The sequence below is a fragment of the Streptococcus mitis genome (genome assembly GCF_003942775.1).
Taxonomy (GTDB): domain Bacteria; phylum Bacillota; class Bacilli; order Lactobacillales; family Streptococcaceae; genus Streptococcus; species Streptococcus mitis_CN.
The window spans coordinates 107,115-128,601 of record NZ_RJNX01000003.1 but is presented as its reverse complement, the minus strand read 5'-3'; the positions used below and the strand labels follow the sequence as shown (position 1 = coordinate 128,601).

The window sequence follows — 21,487 nt, the reverse complement described above, 5'->3', positions numbered from 1 at the left end:
AGAACACCACTTTCTATTTCAAATTTTCTTTAACAACTTTAAGTTGTTGTTTAATACTCACATCAATTGTCTTGTGATTGGCAAAAATGACAAAACCACCAATAAGACTTTCATCGATTTGTTCTTTTACACTCCTTACTTTAAGAGACATTTTTTTCTCAATCAAAGGGAGCAAGCGGCTCTTCTGTTCATCAGTTAAAGGATGAGCTGAAGTAATCGTCACTTCAAATCGATTTGTTTCTTTTTCAAGTCGGTTCAAGCAATCTACAAGAATATCATAAAAAAGATTTGCTCTGTGATTGTAGATAAGAACCTGGATAAAGTTTTGCAATAAAGGTGACACTGAATCTTGGAAGAAAGTAATTGTTTTTTCCTTGTCAGACTCGTCTACTGCCACTTTTTTTAAAAAAGAAGGAAAGGCTGTTTCTTCAGCAACTTGCTTGATTTGAGCTAAGTCTGAAAAGATACGGTCTTCTTCTCCTTTTTCTATAACCAATTGGACAAAAGGCATGCTGTATTTTTCAATTACCTTTACTGTTTTCTTGTCCATTAAGCTTCTCCTAACTGATCGATATACTGATCAATAAGTTCTTTATGGGCATGACCGTCAAGGTTTTGTGAGATGATTTTACCAGCCAAGCTGATTGTCAAATCTGCTACCTCACCCTTAACGCTTTGTAAAGCTTCAGCTTTATTTTGAGCAATTTCTTGGTTCGCTTTTTCTTTCAAGCGTCCTGCTTCTAGCTTAGCATCTGCTAAAATACTAGCTTTACTTTTCTCAGCTGTTTCTTTCGCATTCTCGATGATTGTCTTAGCTTCTTTACGGCTACCAGCCAATTCATCTTCGCGTTTTTGAGCCAATACTTCTGCTTTTTGACGTGCTTGTTCAGCTCCGTCAATATCTGCTGCAATTTTTTCTGCTCTTTGTTCGAAAATGCTAGCCAAATTTGACCAAGCATATTTCTTAACCAAGACTAGCAAGAGAATAAAGGAACCAGCGATTAGTATAAAATCACCAAGTAATTCACCTACTGTTACATTCATAAACTACTCCTTTCTATTCTTCATCATTAATTTTATTTCCTAGGTACATTGAAGATAACAATGTAAATACATATGCTTGTACACAAGAAATAAAAACAGAAAATGCAGTCCAGATTAGATTTGTTCCAAAAGCAATAGGATACCAATAGAAGGCCTGATGAGAAAGTAGGACTAACATACTTGCCATCACTTCCCCTGCAAAGATATTACCAAAGACCCGCAATGCAAGTGAAAGGAGATTGGTAACTTCTTCCAAGAGATTCATTGGTGTCATAAAACCTGGTGTTACAAATGCTTTTAAATACTTTTTGATTCCACGACGACGAATTCCTTCTACGTGAGTCATTAAGATAATTGTAAAAGACAAGACCAAGTCAAATGACAAATTTGCTGTTGGTGAGGTCCAAAGATTTACACCATCTGTAGTCTGAATTCTAGCCATTAAGCCAATATTATTTGCAATGGCCATAAATAGGAATAAACAGAAATAAAAGAGAGAATAATCCTTTATCATTGGACCAAGGTTTGATTTTGTAAATCCAACAACAAAATCAAATAAATACTCTAATACATTTTGTTTTCCTGTGGGTCTCAAAGTCATATTTCGAGTTGCCCAATAAATAAAGCCAAAAATAAGTGCTACAGTCAACAAAGTCAAAACTACTATGGTTAAATTAAAGGTAACAGGACCAATATTGATGGTTGGATTAATACTTTCTTCCATCTAAAATCCTCCCTTTTTCAATTTATACTTCTTTTATTTGATGATAAATGAAAAGACAAGAGTAACGAAGAAAGTACCTTCAATAAAGGCAACCCCTAGGATCATCAAACTACGTAGTTCTGAGATGATATCTGGTTGGCGAGCAACTGATTTCAACAAACCGTTCATCAACATACCTTCACCAAGAGATACACCCATACAGGCAAGACATAGACCGAAAAATGTTAAATTCATGACGAATTCTCCTTTTAATTAAAATTTACTTACTTAGTTTAGTCCTAAAAATTGGATTTGTCAACTTTTTACTAACATTGAAAGCGTTTAATGAAAATTATTTACAATTTTACTATTTTTAAGTCTATTATATAGAAAATTTTGGAAAAAACTTGTAATAAATCCGTCTATTATCTAGGTCTTTCTGAAAAATAATGAAAAAATCCGAGATGAAATCTCGGATGGAAATTAATATATTTTTTTAACCTAATGTTCTTTTAGTAAATAGGATTAAAGGGAAAGCAACTAGAAAGCTTTCGTCCCCTACATATTTATTAAGCACGAACTGTGACGCTGGTTCCATCTTCCTTATAAAGATTGATGAGACCTTCTTTGAGAGCTCGAACCATATCTCCAGCTTGAACAGGTTGTGGAACCTTGATAGTCAATAGTTCCATTGGATTTGGAGCGCGATCGATCTTATTTCCTTTAGCATCATGCAAATCTTCGATATAAGTCTCAAAATGACGGAAACCTGGGCCATAAAACTCAACTTGGTCCCCTTCGTTAATGACGTTCCGTTGGCGAATGGTTGCTGTTTGTGTCGCATCATCGTAAGAAACCACTTCAGCGACAAACTTATACTCAGGAATTTTACGACGAGCACCAAACAACTGCTCATTTTCAGATGGTGTACCATAGTAGAAACCTGTTGCTAATTCACGTTGGGCAACCTTCCACATTTCATCAATCAAGTCCTGCTTGATAGCTTCAAACTTCTCTGGACTTTCTAGATAAGCATCAACAGCTGCCTTGTAGCAGTTTGTTACTGTTGATACGTAGTGAATAGACTTCATACGTCCTTCAATCTTGAGACTGTCCACACCGTTTTCAATCATATCTGGGATATGGTCAATCATGGACATATCAACGGCTGACATTGAAAATTCTTCAGGAATTTCACCTTTAAGACTCTTACGTTCCTTCCCAAATGGCATATCGTAAAGGTCGTACTTCCAACGACAAGACTGAGAGCAACCACCACGGTTAGCATCACGCATACTCATGTGGTTTGAAAGAGTACAACGACCAGAGTAAGAAATACACATGGCTCCATGAACAAAGGCTTCAATCTCAACATCTGTACGTTTGCGAATTTCTGCCAATTCTTCCATTGAAACCTCACGCGCCAAAACGACACGAGTTAAACCTAGTTCTTTCCAGAACTCAAGTGTTTCATAGTTAGTCGCACTTGCTTGGGTAGAGAGGTGGATTTCAAGACCAGGCGCTTCAGTCGCTGCAATCATAATCAAGGCTGGGTCAGACACGATAACTGCCGCGATTCCGATATCACGTAGTTTACGGAACCACTCACCAGCACCAGCCTCATTTCCTTCGTGCATAACCATATTGGCAGCCACATAAACCTTAGCACCATACTTGGCCGCAAACTGGACACCTTCTTCCATCTGTTCGAAAGTAAAGTTTCCGGCACGGCTACGAAGGCCATAGGCCTGACCACCGATAAAGACAGCATCTGCTCCATATTGAACAGCTACCTTTAGCTTCTCTAAAGTCCCTGCAGGTGATAAAACCTCTGGACGTTTTAATGTTTTTGTCATGTTTTCTCCTATTTGCAATATAAAAGTTTGACGTTTTTCCTTCTCATTTTATAGTAAATAAGCCATAAAATCAAGCCTAGACAGATTGTTTTGACAATTCTAATCTTTTAGATTATTAAAGCAAAAAGATTGTCAAAGAGAAAAAGCCCACAGATGTGAGCCCTTTTCTAATATAGGTTAGAAAAAACTATTTCTCCACTTCTTTTTTCTTGTGTGCAAGAAATCCAAATCCACTCAAAACTCCTAGAAGTCCTAAGACTACAAGATTAGCATGATCTTCTGTACCTGTATTAGGCAATTCCTCTCTCTTACTTGCTACAGAAGTCGGAATTTGTGAAGTTTCTTTTGTCGATTGTTCAGTTGGTGTCTTTGATTTTGGTACTTCTACCTTTGGTGTCTCAACCTTTGGTGTTTCAACTTTTGGCGTTTCAACCTTTGGTGTTTCAACTTTTGGCGTTTCAACCTTTGGTGTTTCAACTTTTGGCGTTTCAACCTTTGGCGTTTCAACTTTTGGCGTTTCAACCTTTGGTGTTTCAACTTTTGGTGTTTCAACTTTTGGCGTTTCAACTTTTGGCGTTTCAACTTTTGGCGTTTCAACCTTTGGTGTTTCAACCTTTGGTGTTTCAACCTTTGGTGTTTCAACCTTTGGTGTTTCAACCTTTGGTGTTTCAACCTTTGGTGTTTCAACTTTTGGCGTTTCAACTTTTGGCGTTTCAACCTTTGGTGCCTCAACCTTTGGTTTCGTACCGACTGTGATAACTTCTTCTACTGCTTCTTCAGTAATCGTGGTTGGTTCATTCGGTGTTACTGCTCCTGTATTAGGATCCAAGGTATAAGTTATTGTAGTAGTTGTTTTACCAGCTTTACCAGTTCTTGTTACTTCTCGATAGTCTTTATCTTTTGTATTATCTTCTACATAACGTGTTGTATATGGAGTAGTTGTTTCTACAACTTTAGGTTTAGTACCTACTTTAACTACTTTTGGTACCATAGGAGTTTCTTTTTCAGTCGGCTTACCGTCAGTTACAATACCATCAAGTTCATTCACAATTTTAGGTGTTGTAGTTACAATTTTACCTTCGCTACCGTTCGATTCAACAATTTCCGTACCATAGTCGATTGTTTTGTCTTCTACATAAGTTGTTGTAATTGGAATTTTTGTTTCTGTTTCTACAGGTGGTAAGTTATTCTCATACTTCTGTTTATACACATAGGTAATGACAGTTTCACCTTTCACAATCTCTGTAATATCTTGTTTGTCTTGTTCTTTAAAGGTATAACGCTTGTTCTCAAAGTCCAAATCGGTCGGATGAGTTAAAGATACCTCAGAACCTACTTCTTTAAGTTCAGATTTAACACTAGGTGCAATTTCAACACCTTGTTCGTTTACAAACTTCTGAGTCACTAAACCTTTGTTTTGAACTTCTGTATAAGTAACAGTATGGAAAGTGCGAGACACACCGTTGATTGCTTTTTCTGTATCTGTCAATTCAACTCTTTGGAGATTTGATGCATAAACAATGCGAGGTGTAAACTGATTACGTTTATTAGGAACTACTTTACTAGCAATGTACTCTTTTTGAGAAATTGTATTTTCTCCAAGTAAAGATGTTTCTTGTCTATAAGTGTAATCAGCACCAGCTGAACGTACTTCAAACTCGGATAATTTAGATTTTGGAATATCAGAAGACGTTATAACCCCTTTACCCTTAAAACCTTGGACATCTAAGAATTTTGCATATAAATCTTTAATTGGAATAATATTTCCTTGCTTATCCTTATAAGTATAAGTTCGAGTATAACCAATGAAATCAGTATGATTTTCAGCACGTCGAGTTAAGTTTTTAATAATTACATGAGTCTCAACAGGTTTACTGCTAAATGTAGCGTAAAGTTTGGTTTCTTCAGGTAGCGTATACTCAAATTTAGCAGTTGTCTCAATACTACCGATACCGTAAATACTAGATAAAACACTATCTGAACGAGGTGTGATGGTGTAACTATACACAGTGTTTGGAGTTAGTTCCACTATACGAGCAGGATACCCGATATTCACACGATTTGTTGCATATTTATCTGTAATTCCAATTCGAGCAGGTACCTTAATAAATGTTTCTGTAACTTCCTCAGTAGTTGGTTTCGATACTGCATTATACAAACCTTGAGAATCAGTTAACTCCAATTCATTCGCTTTCAAATACCGAATTTCACCGCTACTTGATGTAATCGGGCTAACTGACGCTTCTTTCGAGACATCTTCATCGATATCTCGACTATTTACCTGAGAAACTAATCTAGCTTTTACTTTAATATAATTAGCATTGATAAGAGTATTTTTAAACTCATCAATCTTCGTTCTATCCGCTTTCACTTGCTCTTGTTCAGCTTTTGCAGACTCTAAATCACGAATTTGAGCATCTACTTTCTCTTCGGCAGTTGTGCGTAAATGTGTAACCTCAGAAGAACTATTTGCAACACCTACATTTTCAGTGGGTGTTTCTGTAACCTTAACCCCTAAAGCTTTTACTTCTTCAACTTTAGCTTTTAACTCGGTTTCTTTTACCGTATGTGTTGTACTCGTTTCATACTCACTTTGAACCACAGTTTCGCTAGGTGGAGTCTGTGCTGCATTAGGAGGTGTACTTGAATTTGGCTGTTCATCAGCGCTTACAATCCCATTTAAAAATAAACTCCCTAAAGCAGTCGTTAGGATAATACCACTTAACAAACCTAACTTAGTTTTACGGAGATATCCATGACCTTTTTCTTGTTTTACTGCTTTATGCAATAGAAACACCAACTTTCATTTATTTGTATTGTTAATATTATTACATAATTAGCTAAAAAAGTAAAGGTCTCAACTCAAGAATTAAATACAATAAATTTATAAAAACTTCCTAACTACTATACTAGAATTTTCTACAATTCAAAAAACAATATCAGAACGGATTGATACTGATACGAAACAAAAAACAAAATGACTCTTTATACATCTATAGTAGGATTCAAGACAGATTATTTATTTCTTAATCGATATATAAAAGGAATCCTGATTAAACTGTCTTTAAAACTTAAGAAATCAAGGATATGATAAAAGGAATGGATATCAGTATATCTATTTTTACCATCTCAAAAGTAGATCCAGAGAATATAACTGTTCTCTTATGATGAGACTTTGGAGGCAACCATTCTGTCTTGTTTTATGAAAGAATAGCTTAACCTTTTACTTAAAATATTCAGCTAAAAAAAGAGAGAACGATTTTGTTCTCTCGAAATCCTTATTTTTCATTTACTATAAGAGTAAAGTATTTATAGCTTTACTCCCACTCAACTGTTGCAGGTGGTTTACTTGTAATATCATAGACGATGCGGTTAACGTGGTCCACTTCGTTTACGATACGTACAGAAATCTTTTGAAGGACATCCCAAGGAATCTTTGCAAAGTCAGCTGTCATACCATCGATAGAGGTGATAGCACGGATTGCAATCGTGTAGTCATATGTACGACCGTCACCCATAACACCGACTGAACGAACGCCTGTGTTCACTGTGAAGTATTGCCAGATATCGCGGTCAAGACCTGCTTTAGCAATTTCCTCACGAAGGATAGCGTCTGATTCACGAACGGTTTCTAGTTTCTCTTCAGTGATTTCACCCATGACACGGATAGCAAGTCCTGGTCCTGGAAATGGTTGGCGCCATACGATATGGTCTGGCATACCAAGCTCTGTACCAAGGGCACGAACTTCATCTTTATAGAGAGTGTTGAGTGGTTCAATCAATTCAAACTGCATGTCTTCTGGAAGACCACCCACGTTGTGGTGTGACTTGATAGTTTGAGCTGTATCTGTACCAGACTCGATAACGTCTGTGTATAAGGTACCTTGAGCAAGGAATTTCACATCTTTGAGCTTACTTGCTTCGTCATCAAAGACATACACAAATTCGTTACCGATGATTTTACGTTTTTGTTCTGGGTCAGAAACGCCAGCAAGTTTATCAAGGAAACGTTTAGCAGCGTCTGCTTTGACGATATTCAAACCAAACTTACCACCAAGCATGTCCATAACTTGGTCCGCTTCTCCTTTACGAAGAAGACCGTGGTCTACAAAGATACAGATTAATTGATTGCCAATAGCCTTTTGGAGAAGAACCCCAACAACTGAAGAGTCAACCCCACCTGATAGACCAAGAAGGACACGTTTATCACCGACGGTTTCACGAATTTTTTGGATCTGCATATCAATGAAGTTATCCATTGACCAGTCGCCTTTAGCCTTACAGATGTTAAGGGCAAAGTTACGAAGGATGTCATTCCCGTATACAGAATGGCGAACTTCAGGGTGGAATTGGATACCGTAAATGTGTTTATCTGGGTTTTCGATGGCTGCGTATGGGCAGTCAGCTGATGTACCTGTACGAACAAAGTCAGCAGGAATTTCAGTAACCGCATCACCATGGCTCATCAAAACAGTCTGCTCGTCTGGTGTTGATTCAAAAAGAGCTGATGATGTGTGAGTAAGAGTTGATTGACCGTATTCACGATTTCCAGCATCACCTGCAGGAACAACTTTTCCTCCAAGTTTATGGGTCAATAACTGCATACCATAACAAATTCCCAAAATAGGAATTCCAAGTTCGAAGATTTCTGGGTCAATATCAAATGAACCATCTTCGTATACAGAGTTTGGACCACCTGAAAGGATGATTCCTACAGGGTTGATTTCACGAACTTCAGCAGCTGAAATTTTATGGCTTTTTAGTTCTGAAAAAACACCAATCTCACGGATACGGCGTGAAATCAGCTGGTTGTATTGGCTACCATAGTCCAACACGATGATTTTTTCTACATCTTTCAAATCAGTTGAAATGTTGCTCATCTTTTTCCTTTCTTAAAAGAAATATCTTTTTTCAATATTCTATCACAAATAAGGGCGAATTACCAACTAAACAAGGCGAAGTTTGACTTTTTCTAGTTTATTGGGGTACAATAGAGAAAAGATAGAAATGAAGTGAAAAATATGCTACCCGCTTATATGAAAATCCATGACCAGATTAAAAAGGATATTGACGAACATCGTTGGGCCATCGGTGAGAGACTTCCAAGTGAACGAGATTTAGCAGAGCAGTTTGCGGTCAGTCGCATGACCCTCCGCCAAGCTATTTCCCTCTTGGTCGAAGAAGGAGTTTTAGAGCGCCGTGTAGGAAGCGGCACCTTTGTATCCAGTACACGTGTACAAGAAAAGATGAGAGGCACAACCAGTTTTACTGAAATTGTTAAGTCCCAAGGTAAAGTTCCCTCTAGCCAACTCATTTCCTACAGAAAAACCATTCCCAATGAGCAGGAAGTTGCCAAGCTAGGAATTTCTCCTACCGAAAATATTATCCGAATGGAGCGGGTTCGCTATGCCGACCAAGTTCCTCTAGTTTATGAAGTTGCTTCTATTCCTGAAAAATTCATTAAGGACTTTAAAAAAGAAGAAATCACTAGTCATTTCTTCCAAACCTTGCAAAAACACGGCTACCGTATAGGCAAATCACAGCAGACCATCTATGCTCGTCTTGCTAAAGAAAAGATTGCCCACTATTTGGAAGTTGAAAAAGGACATGCTATTCTTGGTTTGACTCAGGTTTCCTACCTAGAAGATGGTACTGCTTTTGAATACGTAAAAAGTCAATATGTAGGCGAACGCTTTGAATTTTATCTTGAAAACAATTAACACTCTTCGAAAATCTCTTCAAACCGCGTCAACTCTATCTGCAACCTCAAAGCAGTACTTTGAGCAACCTGTGGCTAGTTTCCTAGTTTGCTCTTTGATTTTCATTGAGTATAAAATACTACATAAAACCTCTCTGTCACAGACAAAGAGGCTTTTTTATTTTTCTAAGAGTAAATCTTTCAAAGAAATCAGAGTTACTGCAATTAATATCATTGCCATACCAAGAAAATCAATGGGATAAAATTGTTCATTCATGATTAGGAAGGCAAAGAAAACCGCCGAAATTGGCTCAATTGAAGCCAACAAACTTGACTTGACCGGTCCAATCAGACTGGCTCCTTTTAGGAAAGCTGTATAGGCAAAGACAGTCCCAATAAGGATAATACCCGCAAAAGCAAGAAGAAAATCAAGACTAGTTGGGATAGTAGTCTGTAGAACCCCTGTAAAAGGAAGGGCGACCAAACCTGCTATGACCATTCCCACACCAATGACCAAGCTACTCCCCCACTTCTTAATCAAGGCTATTGGCAAAATGATATACAGAGCATAAGTCCAGGCAGAAAAGAGACCCCAGAATAGGCCAGAAGGTGTAATGGATAACTGGTCCAACTGACCATGGGTTGCAATGAGGAAGGTTCCTCCAATGGCTAATATGATAGAAATAATCTCTGCCAAGGTCGGTGCCACCTTATCCTTGATACAGCTATAAATCAAAATTCCAACAGGACAAACATACTGAAGGATCGTTGCTGTTCCTGCATTGGTTTCCTGAATTGCAGACAGATAGGCGAATTGGTTGAGGAAGAGGCCAATCAGTGCAAAAATAAGAAGAGACAGCAAACTCTTTCTATCCTTTAAAAAGGCCAGCATTTTATCCTTTGCAGTGGCATAAGCCAAGAGCATGAGAACTCCACCAGCGATTAAAAGACGCAAGTTGGTCAAAACCAGAGCCGAAATTCCGTGCGCCATCAGGTATTGGCCACTCGTTCCTGACAAGCCCCAAGCAATACCAGCCACAACTGTTAATAAAGTCCCTTTTAAACTGTTTGACATGTCTCTCCTTACTCTTCTTTACGAATCAAGTCCATTACTTGATTGCGGTCTAAAATCCATTGAGCTCTCTCATCCTTTTCATAGGTACGATTCGATAGGAAAATAGCCGCTTCTTGCTTCTGGCGATTCCACATGATAAAGGTACCTGTATAGCCCGTATGGTCTAGCCAATCTCCTTCCAAATTCCAGGCCAAAGAACGTTCCTTGTCATCCAAAGGAGAAAAATTTTGACTCAAATCTCTTGCAAAATCATCTGATAAATAGTGTTCTAAAAAGATTTGTAGATCCTTTACAGTCGAAAATAAACCAGCACTACCAGCATGTCTGCCCAGGAGACGAGCCTTGGGATCATGTACCAGACCTGCCTCTACATCTCTAACTGTCGGAACAGCAAGCTCAACAGGTCCAAATTGGGTTTCCGTCATTCTCCAAGGATTCCAAACTTGTTCTTGTAAAATCACATCCAAATCTTGATTAAAGATTCTTTCCAAAATAAAACCCAACAGCAAAAAATGAACATCCGAATAAAGAAAGGCTGGCTGACTTCGTCTGTTGAGATGAAACATCGCTTCCTTTAATTCAGGTGCTGTTAAAAGATCACGATTGGGAATAAATGGATCAAGATCTGTAGCGTGGGTTAAGAGCTGGCGAATAGTGATGTCTGGATAATCACTCTCAGGTAAAAAATCGGTCACCGGTCTGTCAATATCTAATTTGCCTTTTTCCCACAAAAAAGTAAAAACTGTGCCAACGCCAACAACCTTGCTGACACTGGCTAGGTCGTAAACTAGTCCTGCCTCAGTCTGTAATTCATGCTCTGGGTCACTCTGGCCTAAATAGAACTCCGTCCATTGATTGTCCTTAAAATACGCAAAAGAGGCTCCGGGATAAATCCCTGCCTCGATTTGTTCTTCTATTTTTTTAATAATCTTGGTCCACTTCATACTTCTTCAAACCACAATTCAACATTATTTCTATCTTTTCCAAGGAAGAATTTTTCAGACTTAGGAATAAAATATTCAGTAGACTCAAACTTCTGGCGCAGACTTTCTATATCTAGTTCATTGACCAAGAACTTGAGCATAGATAAGTCCCAAGTAACCGTATTGTCTACAGTCAAATCCTGCCCCTGAGCTGGAATAAAATCAAGGGATTCCTCAATTTCAGATAGTTCCAAGACACTATCTACATCCGTTGGGAGGTGTAATTCCATAGAAATCTCAAATTTACTTAAAGAAATTGACTCCAGATCTGTTTGAAATTCTGGCTTTTCTCCTACTTCTACTAGACTTGCTCTATCATTTTCTGCATGAATCAAAACCAAATCATCTTCTGGAGAGTAAATTTCAAAAGCGTAGCCGTTTTGACCTTTATATAATTGATGAATCGAATCTGTTTTAGATAAGAGTCCTTCAATTTCTATGGGATTTTCCACCTTGACAATCAATCTAGCTAGTTTTTTTCTTCCCTCTACCTTACGAGTGCGCATACTTGGAGCTTCTTCTAAAACCAGCTTTTCTAGACCTGTTTGATCACCTAGTGACAGAAAGGCTGACTCTTCTAACAAGGCCTTCATGCCAAGGGTTTCTATATAAAATGTTTCATTTAATTTTCTATTATTAACTTTTAAAGTAGGAATAATCCGTACAATCTGATTTACATTCATAAATTCCTCCAACTCTTTTATTTTAAAGGATTTTAGAATTTTTTACAAGAAATTATGCTCAGATTTACCATTTTTTCGTAAAATTTCATCTAAAAAACCGAGGATTTCCTCGGTTTCAATTTCTTATAGGTAAAGGAATTTGAAGATAGCTACTGCCGCAACTGCTGCTGCGATAGGTGCTACTACTGGTACCCAAGAATACCACCATTTTGAATCACCTTTGTGCTCACCAAGAACTGATTTTGGAAGGAAAGCATGAAGGAGACGTGGTCCCAAGTCACGGGCTGGGTTCAAGGCAGGCCCTGTAGGTCCACCAAGTGATGTTACCAAAGCCATAACAAGGAATCCAAGTGCCAAGTGAGCAATTCCAAGACCAGAAGTCATAAATGGCGCTACTTGTTCTTTAGCTTGGTCAAGTGCTGCTGTTACTTGTTCTTGAGGAATTGTTTGACCTTGAGTAGTTGCTTGTGCAACTTGAGCATTGATAGCAGCTTGTGCTTTTGATACTAGTTCAGCACCAAAGAAGTTTTTAGTCATACCAAGGGCTGCAAAGAAAAGAACAAATGAACCAACAAACTCATTTACAAAACCATTAACAGTTGCTGCAAAATGTGATTCTTTTGTACCATTATCCAAACTTGAAATTGTTGAGAAAGTACCCAAGATGTTGTTTGGATTTTCAGTTTTCAAGTAGTATGGGCGGTGTGTTGCCACAACCAAGGCTTGACCAAAGATAGCACCCAAAACTTGTGCGATAATATAAGGTGCAACTTGTGCCCAAGGGAAGAGACCGCTGATTGCAAGTCCAAGAGTGAAGGCTGGGTTAATGTGGTTACCAGATACGTTACCAAACATCAAGGCTGGGATCATAACCCCCATACCATAACCAACAGCGATAACGATCCAGCCACTTTGGTGACCTTTCGTACCTTTAAGTTCAACGTTGGCAACTGCACCATTTCCAAGAATGATCAAAATAGCAGTGGCCAAAAATTCAGTGGCATATTTAATTGCCCATGTGAAATCCATTTGATAGATTCTCCTTAAAATTTTTTAGACAATCCTTATTCTATCAATTTTTATATCTTTTAGCAACAGGTTTTCTAAAAGAATGTATGAGAAAGCGGTTTTATTTCTCTTGTTAAAACAAAAGGATTAAGGAGGTGCATTTCCTTAATCCGAGAGTTCTTATTCTTGACGTTGTCCGAAATCTGCAATCATCTGCTCCATTTCTTGTCGACTCGGAGTTGTCAGCATATAAAGGTAATCCCCTTGAAGTTCCGCAAAGGCCGCTGGCATGATTTTTTTAACCTTGAACTGATGGCTGTATTTGGCAAGCAAGTCCTCCTCAGAATAAACATAGTGAGCATTTGCACGACGGGATGTAGCTAAACAATATTGAGGTTCAAAGTCTGATACTGGGAACTCTTCTCCTGCGACAATAGCAGCATAGCCACGATAAAGATCCAAAGAATGAGCAAAGTTATAAACATCAATAGTGAAACCACCTGCAGGGCGGTTATTGTACTCAATGGCGATGTAATCATCCCCTTCACGGAAGAACTCGATATGGAAGAACCGTTCTTTCATACCAAATTCCTTGACAATTGCCTCACCATATTTACGTAATTTGGGATCCATATCCTTGAGCACATAGTAGGAATTGTCCATCTTGTAAATCATGAGATCAAGCGGTGTATAGGCGTAGTCAAAGGTCGTTGAAAAGACAATTTTTCCGTCCTTATCCACAAGACCATCAAAGGTGCAAATTTCGCTGGAAGTGACAAATTTTTCAAAGAAATAAACGGTCGAATGGTCCCATTCTTGCTTGAAGTGATTGATATCGTCTTCTGTCTCAAGCTTAAAGGTCGCTGATGCTCCCACTCCATTGTCAGGTTTGGCAATCATTGGAAGGCCGATTTCATTCACAGCTTGATCCACATCTGCTTCCGTCTTGATAACAGCTCCAGGTACCACGGGGACGCCTGCTTTTTTGAAAAGTTTCTTCATTTCAGACTTAAATTTCGTCTTTTTGAGATCCTCTGGTTTGGCACCAAAAACATTGAATTGCTCACGAAGACTTGCGTCTAACTCAAGCCAGTACTCATTATGAGACTCAATGCGGTCAATTGGGCCATATTTATAGAAAAGGAAAGCAACTGCACGTTTGACTTCATCTATATTTTCAAGATTGTCAACACGGAAATACTCGGTCAGGCTATTACGTAAAGGTTCATCCAATTGCTCGTAAGGTTCTTGGCCAATTCCCAAGACTGTGATGCCTTTATTAGCTAGCTCAATTGTAAACTGTTGAAAATTTTGCGGATAGTAGGGAGAAATAACAAGGTAATTCATAGATAACTCCTTTTATAAATAGAGATTTCCAAGGAAATAAGGCATTTGTTTACGCCACCATTCCCAATCGTGGGCGACATCGTGTCCCCATTCAGCAAACCAGGCTGGAATTTGTTTCTGGTCAAAGGCTTCTTTGAGCTTGTAAAAGGATGGTAGACCGTCTTGTTCCCAGGCACCAAGACCCGTACACAGCACAATCTCTGCCTGACGATAACGGTCAATAAACCAGCCGTCGTTCTGGTTCCAGATATAATCTACTGGCGAGTTTTGGTAAATAGCATCGTCATTGTAGTAATCGCCGACAAAGAAACGTGAGTCGTAAACACCACTGAGAGCAATCACCTTGGTAAAGACATCTGGATGTTGGAGGAAAAAGTTGACTGCATGGTAGGCGCCCATGGAGCAACCTGTCGCCATCATACCATCAAACCAACCTGTCTTGTGCTTGATAAAAGGAATAGCCTCCTCAATCACATAACGCTCGTAGGCACGGTGCATCTCTGCTTGGTCATGACCATTTTTCCAAGTGGCCAACCAGCTCTCACTATCTACACTGGATAGGGTAAAGAACTGAACACGGCCTTCCTCGATAAAAGAAGCACAAGCATCAATCATGCCAAAATCATAGTATTCATTGTGACTACCACCTGATGAAGCAAAGACCACAACTGGAATCCCTGCATGTCCATAACGATTAAGGTACATTTCACGGTTAAGATTGCCACTCCAGTGGCTAAGGTTTTCAATATGCATTGACTTTCTCCTTTTCTAACTTACCATTTCTCTGCAAAAAATCTCAGACAGTCTGGTAAATTCTCCGACCAAGGGATTTCACTATGGATGGCACCAGATTGAACTTTCAAGACAAGATTGTCCAGATGAACTCCCCCTGCTATCAAATCATGGTAATAGCGAAGCGACGAATCGATATAGGCTTGTTTGATATTACCAGCCATCAAGGTCTTGTCCGTATCATCTGCTTCTTCCGTTCCCACATAGATGAAGATGCGCTGGTCAGGCGATAGTTGCTGACGCTCGATATAGCGGTTAAAGGCTTCTTGGTGGAGCCAGTTGGCAGATGAAAAGACGCCCAGGCAACCAATCTGGTCTTGGTATTCCAAACCGATAAACTGGGTAATATTGCCGCCTAGTGAGGAACCAATCATGGCTGTATGCTGGCGATCTGCTTTGGTACGATAAGTTTCATCGATAAAAGGTTTGACCACCTCCATAACAAATTCGGCATACTCCACACCCTTACCGCCAAACTGCTGCCCTGGGATAGGAGATTCTTGGAACCTCCATGCCGCATACTCATTCATCCGCCCCATTCCATCATTATCAATGGCTACGACAATCATGCGACTGATATCAGGATTACGCTTAATAGCTGGGATAATCTTCCATGAATGACCAATGAAAGACTCCTTGCTATAAAAAACATTTTGCCCGTCATGAAAGTAAACAACAGGATAGGAACGATCTGTGTCTTTCTCATAATCTTTAGGCAGAAGAACACGTACACGGCGTTCCTTACCTGTATAAGGAACCTTGAGTTTGTGTTCTTTCATTTTTAAATAAAAGTAGGATTGATTCATTGTCAGAAAACTCTCTATATTCAAAATTTTATTTTATTATATCATAATTATAGAAAAAAAGTTAGTTTTGCTTCCACTTTTGGAATTAAAAACTAACTTTTTCATCTATTTTTCTAAATTCTTCTGGATTTTCTGATTAGAGAAGATTGTCAATCAAGTCATCCACTTCATCTTTTTCAGCCTGCGGTGTAATCTCAGTAATCATGATTCCAGCCACAGCTCGCTCTACTAATCCTTCAACATCCATACGCGCTTCATACTGCTCTGCATTCTTAATCTTAGGATTGGTCTTTGGACGATCTGGCGCAAAAATGGTACAACAGTCTTCAAAAGGCTGGATAGAAATGTCAAAAGTATCGATTTCCTGGGCGATGTCAATGATTTCCAACTTGTCCATGGTAACCACAGGACGAATGATGGGAGTGTTGGTCACAGCGTTAATAGCCTGCATGCTTTCCAAGGTCTGGCTAGCTACTTGACCAAGACTTTCCCCATTGATGATAACCAAACCATTTCGTACCTCACGAATACGGTCCGTAATCCGCATCATAAAACGACGCGTCAAGGTCATGAGATAAGCTTCTGGCGCTTTAGCCTTGATTTCTTCTTGAATCTCTGTAAAAGGAACTTCGATAAACTGGATATTTCCCCCAAACTTGGTTAATTTACGGGTCAAATCTTGGGCTTTTTTTAGTGCACCAGGACTCGTGTAAGGTGGGCTAGCAAAATGAACAGCCTCAATATCCACTCCACGTTTCAAAGCAAGATAACCTGCTACAGGTGAATCAATCCCTCCTGACAGCATGAGCATGCCTTTACCTGAAGTTCCAACTGGCAAACCACCAGCCCCACGAATGGTTTCATAAGAAAGATAGGCTGCTTCTTCACGGATTTCCACCTGAAGATTGATGTCAGGACTTTTCATTTGAGCTTGCACATTTGGAATAGCTTCAAAAACAGCACCTCCAAGTGTTTGGTTGAGTTCACGACTATCCAACTCAAAGTTGTGGTCGCTACGTTTACTAGAGATTTTAAAGGTCATGCCTTCCTTGTAGATGTCCTGCATAATCTCTTGGACAGAAGACTTCAGAACTTCTACAGATTTTTCAACCTTATAAACAGGGGAAAAGTTTTGAATTCCAAAAACTTGTTTGAGCGATTCTGCTACTGCTGTGTAATCTGCTCCATTTAGGTAAGCGTGGGCACGGTCGCGATCTGCTGTTACCTTAACTTGGGGATAGATAGACAAAACGTCTGAAATATTATTGCGAAGTTTATTGATGAAACGCATACGGTTTTTACCCTTGGTTGACAGCTCACCGTAGCGAATCATAATTTCTGAATACTGCATGAATGCTCCTATCTTACTTTTCTAGTTTGATTGTAAATCAATTTTAACTTGGTCAAAAACTGCTCGACCTGACTCATATCATTTTCAAGGTCTAGGCTAAGACGCACAGCTGACTGGGCCTTATCCTTGTCCACTCCCATGGCAATCAGGGTTCCTGCAGGTTTCCCAGCCTTGGACGAACAAGCAGAGGTTGTTGAGATGAAAATATCATAGTCTTCAAAGGCGTGAACGATGACTTCACCACGAACACCCTTGATTCCAAAAGTCAGAATATGAGGGGCGAAGTCTTCCTCATCCGAAAAGACAAAAATATCTGGATAGTCCAGAAGGGCTTGACGAATTACTGACTTCATCTGCCCAATCTTGCTCCTAAAGATATCTAGCTTTTCCATAGACAAGCGGAGAGCCTTGGCAGTCGCTGCAATTCCTGCCACATTTTCAGTTGTCGAACGGTAATCACGTTCCTGACCACCACCAGTCAACAGAGGCGTAATCTTCTTGCCAGACTTGATATAGACAAATCCAACACCTCGAACTCCGTGAAACTTGTGACTAGAGAAAGTCGCAAAATCCACTCGTTCTGTCAGATACTTTTCAGTCGGAATCTTGGCAAGTGCCTGAACCGCATCAACGTGGAAGGAAATAGTCGGCTTGTCTGCTAACAGTTCTGAAATAGCCTCAATGGGCTGAACAGAACCGATTTCATTGTTCACAGCCATGACGGAAACGAGGGTCGTATCAGGTCTTATCAAATCTGATAACGCTTCAACATCTACAAATCCTTTGTTATCAACTGGAGCAAAATCTACTTCAAATCCTTGACTTTTCAACCAGAGGGCTGACTCTTTGACTGCCGGATGTTCAATGGCTGATACAATGATGTGTTTTCCAAACTGAGCCTTTTCAAAGGTCACACCCTTGATGACCCAGTTATCTCCTTCTGTCCCACCAGAAGTAAAGAAGATTTCATCGCTTTTCTTACCGATTAAATCTGCAATCTGTTGGCGAGAAGCATCTAAGATTCGTGTTGCCTGGTCTCCCAAACGATGGAGACTAGATGGATTTCCTAAAATTTTTGAAGCGACCTGCATATAAGTTTCAAGGGCTTCAGGATAGGGCTTGGTCGTCGCCGAATTATCAAAGTAAATCATGTTTTCTCACGCTTTCTAAAATCACTCCTTCTATTGTATCATGAAACGGAGCTTGCGACAAGAAAGGGCAATTCCTCTTTTTTTAAGATTTTTTTAAAGAAATGCGGTATAATAAATTTTAATCAAAGGAGAGAATGTATGTCTAATTATCGTAGAACTTCAAAACCAAAAACAGAACACATCAAAAAAGGCTTTACAGTCTTTCAAAAAACCGTTGCTACTATCGGTAGTATCCTCGGCTTGATTACTGCTAGTATCACGATTATGAACGCCTTGGATAATAACAAAAATACTAAAAAAGAACCTACGACAAGCCAGACGACAACAATTGTCAAAGAAATTCAAAAGGAATCCCCTCAGGAAAACACTAGTCCCAATAAGGAAACTAACACTATCCAAGAAAAAACACAGCAAGAGGAAACACCAAAATCTAGCGTCAAGGAAGAGAAAAAAGAAGAGCAGAAAGCAGCAACTCAGGATTCTTCTACTCCTACTCCAAGTAAACCTGCTACTGAAAATGAAAAACAGTCCAATACCCCAACTTCGGAAAATAAAACTAATCAATAATCACTAAAATAGCCTCCTTCCAAACTTGGAAAGAAGCTATTTTTTTATTGTTGTAAAACTTTTCTTGGTTTGGTACCTTCAGCTGGACCAATGACACCTGCCATCTCAAGCTCTTCCATGAGACGGGTCGCACGGTTAAATCCAACTGACAAACGACGCTGAATCATAGATGCGCTGGCTTTCTGGGTTTCGATTACCAAAGCCTTGGCTTCTTCAAAGAGCGGATCACCACCAGATTCACCATCTGAAAATTCTCCGTCATTTTCAGAAACCTCACCTGGATCAAAACTCTCATCGTAGTCCGCATCAGCCTGAGCCTTAATGAAGTTTACGATACGTTCGACATCATCATCCGAGATAAAGGAGCCTTGGAGACGAACTGGATGATTTTCATCAATTGGTTTAAAGAGCATATCTCCACGTCCAAGCAGTTTCTCAGCTCCATTTTCATCTAAAATAGTACGGGAGTCTGTTCCTGATGAAACTGCGAAAGCGACACGAGATGGGACATTGGCCTTGATCAGACCAGAAATGACGTCAACGGATGGACGCTGGGTTGCAAGAATCATGTGGATACCTGCAGCACGCGCCTTCTGTCCGAGACGAATGATAGCATCTTCCACTTCCTTGCTGGCTACCATCATAAGGTCAGCCAACTCATCCACAATTACAACAATGAGTGGTAGCGGAACCTGCTTGTACTCAGACTGAGCATTAAACTCTTCTACCTTGGCATTAAAACCTGCAATATTCCGAACTCCCACCTTGGCAAAGAGTTCATAACGATTTTCCATTTCATCCACGACCTTTTGCAAAGCCTTGCTGGCCTTACGTGGATTGGTCACGACTGGAATCAAGAGGTGGGGAATATCATTGTAAACAGACAACTCAACCATCTTGGGATCGACCATCATAAATTTAACTTGGTCAGGTCTCGCCTTCATGAGGATGCTAGCGATAATGCCGTTAACAGCTACTGACTTCCCTGAACCCGTTGAACCTGCAACTAGCAAGTGGGGCATCTTGGAAAGGTCAAAAGCTCTTGCGGTGCCATTAACTGCCTTTCCTAGAGGAATTTCTAAGAGATTTTCTGCTTTCGTTTGAGATTGTTCCCATAATTCACGGAAAGACACAGTCGCAATCTCAGAATTGGGCACTTCGATACCGACTAGGGATTTCCCAGGGATTGGTGCTTCAATACGGACATCCTTGGCCGCCAAGGCTAGAGCGAGGTCATCTGCGAGATTGGAAATGCGGTTGACCCGTACACCCACTGCAGGCTTGACTTCATACTTGGTCACTGATGGCCCAATTTCGGCCCGTTCAACCGTTACCTTGATACCAAAGCTAGCAAAGGTTTCTTCTAGGATTTTGATATTTTCCCGAACGATTTTCTTCTCTTTAGACTGGTCTTTTGGTTTATCTGGGGCAAAGAGTTGTAAGCTTGGAAGTTTGTATTCGAGGGCTTCCTTTGCTGAAAAATCAACCTGAACATCTTCGTCATCAGAGCCATCTTCCTGTTCAGCGAATTCAAGTTCAGCTTGAGGCAGGATGATTTCTGGTTCCACCCACTCTTCTTCTGGAACAGGAGGAACGTCAAGAACAACATCATCAGTCAGAATTTCACCCGTTTCCATATCAACAGGAGGCATATCGAGTAAAGCTTTTTCAGCCTCTTCTCGTTCTAATCTAGCCTCTTCCTCAGCCTTTTGACGAGCTTTTTCTTCTTGTTTGACAAAGCGTTCCTCTTTTCGACGCTCATGCCCTTCCCGCCATTTGGCAAAGCCTCTACTGAAAAATTCAGCAATATCGTAAACAGACCAAGGACTGACTAGGAGAGCACCCACTAAAATCAAGATAGAACCAATAAAGTAACTACCGATATTTGAGAAGAGAAAGGCTGTTGGCACATAGAGTCCAACACCAATCAAGCCTCCACCAGCAAAACTGGTCGTTCGAAAACCAGTCAGATCAGTCACAACCTGAGCCATGGTTCCCTTTAGAACAGACTTGTCCAAACCATATTTCCAAACTAAGTAGGCCTCAAAAATCAAGAGTAAGCCAGCAAATATGGTGAACAGACCTGATAAGAGTCCTTCCTGTTTTCGTATCCACTTGAAGAAGAAGAGATAGAGCAGGATGCCAAATATTGCCAGATAAGCTAGGCTACCCACCAGCAAGCGAATGAAATTGTAAAGGGTTATACCTGCAGCCCCTAATTTGAAGGCTGCGAAAATCAATAAAAGCGCGATTCCCAACGAAATCAACATTCGTTGAATCGCTTCTTTTCTTTCGAGTTCTGCTTTAGACGGTCTCCGTCTTGTTTTACTTGTATTCTTGTTTGCCATTCTTCTATTATACCATATTTGACAGGCATTTCGGAAAGAGAAAAAGACTGCACCAAACGGTCCAATCTTTTTATT

General features: G+C 39.8%; 19 protein-coding genes. 2 read left to right on the top strand and 17 right to left on the bottom strand.

Features of this window, described 5'->3' with window-relative positions:
* Positions 1 to 13: 13 nt before the first annotated feature.
* From D8848_RS05115 to guaA, 7 genes are all read right to left on the bottom strand, one after another.
* A complete protein-coding gene (locus D8848_RS05115; RefSeq protein WP_125443078.1) occupies positions 14 to 550 on the bottom strand; it encodes a F0F1 ATP synthase subunit delta in 537 nt (178 codons plus the stop codon).
* Positions 550 to 1,044, bottom strand: a complete 495-nt coding sequence (gene atpF / locus D8848_RS05110; protein WP_020902744.1) for a F0F1 ATP synthase subunit B — start codon at positions 1,042 to 1,044, stop codon at positions 550 to 552. The genes D8848_RS05115 and atpF overlap by 1 nt, the downstream gene beginning before the upstream one ends.
* A gap of 13 nt (positions 1,045 to 1,057) precedes the next feature.
* Positions 1,058 to 1,768: a F0F1 ATP synthase subunit A gene (atpB, locus tag D8848_RS05105; protein WP_000392870.1), complete on the bottom strand. Its 711-nt coding sequence runs from the start codon at positions 1,766 to 1,768 to the stop codon at positions 1,058 to 1,060.
* A 33-nt stretch (positions 1,769 to 1,801) separates the two neighbouring features.
* Positions 1,802 to 2,002: a F0F1 ATP synthase subunit C gene (locus tag D8848_RS05100; RefSeq protein ID WP_001054560.1), complete on the bottom strand. Its 201-nt coding sequence runs from the start codon at positions 2,000 to 2,002 to the stop codon at positions 1,802 to 1,804.
* A gap of 314 nt (positions 2,003 to 2,316) precedes the next feature.
* Positions 2,317 to 3,603 carry a peptidase U32 family protein gene (locus D8848_RS05095; RefSeq protein WP_000169065.1) on the bottom strand — a complete coding sequence of 429 codons (1,287 nt, stop codon included), beginning with the start codon at positions 3,601 to 3,603 and terminating at the stop codon, positions 2,317 to 2,319.
* Positions 3,604 to 3,790: 187 nt separating this feature from the next.
* Positions 3,791 to 6,400, bottom strand: coding sequence for a G5 domain-containing protein (locus D8848_RS05090; protein WP_125443077.1), 2,610 nt, complete (start codon positions 6,398 to 6,400; stop codon positions 3,791 to 3,793).
* 520 nt (positions 6,401 to 6,920) lie between these two features.
* Positions 6,921 to 8,483, bottom strand: a complete 1,563-nt coding sequence (guaA, locus tag D8848_RS05085; RefSeq protein ID WP_049516570.1) for a glutamine-hydrolyzing GMP synthase — start codon at positions 8,481 to 8,483, stop codon at positions 6,921 to 6,923.
* A 141-nt stretch (positions 8,484 to 8,624) separates the two neighbouring features.
* Here guaA and D8848_RS05080 point away from each other — a divergent pair, with 141 nt between their 5' ends.
* Positions 8,625 to 9,323 carry a GntR family transcriptional regulator gene (locus D8848_RS05080; RefSeq protein ID WP_000936183.1) on the top strand — a complete coding sequence of 233 codons (699 nt, stop codon included), beginning with the start codon at positions 8,625 to 8,627 and terminating at the stop codon, positions 9,321 to 9,323.
* 156 nt (positions 9,324 to 9,479) lie between these two features.
* Here the strand turns inward: D8848_RS05080 and D8848_RS05075 are convergent, their stop codons facing one another.
* From D8848_RS05075 to D8848_RS05035, 9 genes are all read right to left on the bottom strand, one after another.
* Entirely contained in the window at positions 9,480 to 10,376 is an 897-nt protein-coding gene (locus tag D8848_RS05075; protein ID WP_125443076.1) for a DMT family transporter, read from the bottom strand.
* Between the two features lie 8 nt (positions 10,377 to 10,384).
* Positions 10,385 to 11,320, bottom strand: a complete 936-nt coding sequence (locus D8848_RS05070) for a serine hydrolase domain-containing protein (RefSeq protein ID WP_125443075.1) — start codon at positions 11,318 to 11,320, stop codon at positions 10,385 to 10,387.
* A complete protein-coding gene (locus tag D8848_RS05065) occupies positions 11,317 to 12,042 on the bottom strand; it encodes a CppA N-terminal domain-containing protein (RefSeq protein WP_125443074.1) in 726 nt (241 codons plus the stop codon). The genes D8848_RS05070 and D8848_RS05065 overlap by 4 nt, the downstream gene beginning before the upstream one ends.
* Positions 12,043 to 12,165: 123 nt before the next feature.
* Positions 12,166 to 13,071: an aquaglyceroporin Gla gene (gene gla / locus D8848_RS05060; RefSeq protein WP_125443073.1), complete on the bottom strand. Its 906-nt coding sequence runs from the start codon at positions 13,069 to 13,071 to the stop codon at positions 12,166 to 12,168.
* 159 nt (positions 13,072 to 13,230) lie between these two features.
* Positions 13,231 to 14,397 carry an ATP-grasp domain-containing protein gene (locus D8848_RS05055; protein ID WP_125443072.1) on the bottom strand — a complete coding sequence of 389 codons (1,167 nt, stop codon included), beginning with the start codon at positions 14,395 to 14,397 and terminating at the stop codon, positions 13,231 to 13,233.
* A 12-nt stretch (positions 14,398 to 14,409) separates the two neighbouring features.
* The gene (locus D8848_RS05050) at positions 14,410 to 15,150 is read right to left on the bottom strand and encodes an esterase family protein (protein WP_125443071.1); all 741 of its coding nucleotides are present in this window, start codon (positions 15,148 to 15,150) and stop codon (positions 14,410 to 14,412) included.
* Between the two features lie 20 nt (positions 15,151 to 15,170).
* Positions 15,171 to 15,995, bottom strand: coding sequence for an alpha/beta hydrolase (locus tag D8848_RS05045; RefSeq protein ID WP_125443070.1), 825 nt, complete (start codon positions 15,993 to 15,995; stop codon positions 15,171 to 15,173).
* Between the two features lie 136 nt (positions 15,996 to 16,131).
* Positions 16,132 to 17,346 (bottom strand): tRNA uracil 4-sulfurtransferase ThiI, encoded by a 1,215-nt coding sequence (gene thiI / locus D8848_RS05040; RefSeq protein ID WP_125443069.1) that lies wholly within the window; start codon positions 17,344 to 17,346, stop codon positions 16,132 to 16,134.
* 8 nt (positions 17,347 to 17,354) lie between these two features.
* Positions 17,355 to 18,497: a cysteine desulfurase family protein gene (locus tag D8848_RS05035; protein ID WP_125443068.1), complete on the bottom strand. Its 1,143-nt coding sequence runs from the start codon at positions 18,495 to 18,497 to the stop codon at positions 17,355 to 17,357.
* Positions 18,498 to 18,635: 138 nt separating this feature from the next.
* Here D8848_RS05035 and D8848_RS05030 point away from each other — a divergent pair, with 138 nt between their 5' ends.
* On the top strand, positions 18,636 to 19,064 hold the full coding sequence (locus D8848_RS05030) for a DUF6556 family protein (RefSeq protein WP_125443067.1): 429 nt from the start codon (positions 18,636 to 18,638) through the stop codon (positions 19,062 to 19,064).
* A gap of 44 nt (positions 19,065 to 19,108) precedes the next feature.
* Here D8848_RS05030 and D8848_RS05025 read toward each other — a convergent pair whose 3' ends face one another.
* Positions 19,109 to 21,412, bottom strand: a complete 2,304-nt coding sequence (locus D8848_RS05025) for a DNA translocase FtsK (RefSeq protein ID WP_125443066.1) — start codon at positions 21,410 to 21,412, stop codon at positions 19,109 to 19,111.
* Positions 21,413 to 21,487: the final 75 nt, after the last annotated feature.